Annotated in this window: 1 protein-coding gene; it reads right to left on the bottom strand. The window is 73.2% G+C overall.

Going from position 1 to position 276, the window contains the following annotated elements; translation table 11 throughout:
• A partial coding sequence (locus tag E0702_RS17195) for an STAS domain-containing protein (protein WP_132045750.1) occupies positions 1-276 on the bottom strand: 276 nt, incomplete at both ends.

Raw genomic sequence — 276 nt, 5'->3', positions numbered from 1 at the left:
CGCGTCGCCGCGACGCTCTCCTCCGTCGCCGGACTCCTCACCGCACCGCCCGGAACCAGGGCCGTGAAGTGGTCAAGCGTACCGGTGAGATGGAGGAGGCGGTCCAGCCTTTCGGGCCGGGCGTCCAGGTGCAGCCGGACCCCGGCGCCGGAGGTGCGGCGGCTGATCATCAGCAGGGCGGACAGGCCGGTGGAGTCGACGGTGTCCAGCTCCGCGCAGTGCAGGTGCAGATCCGTCAGGGCGGGCCGGGCCGCGAGGTGGGCGGTGACCTCGTTC

The sequence above is a fragment of the Halomonas marinisediminis genome (assembly GCF_004347715.1).
GTDB lineage: Bacteria > Pseudomonadota > Gammaproteobacteria > Pseudomonadales > Halomonadaceae > Halomonas > Halomonas icarae.
The sequence above is the reverse complement of the archived record's forward strand: the minus strand, read 5'-3'. Positions and strand labels throughout refer to the sequence as shown.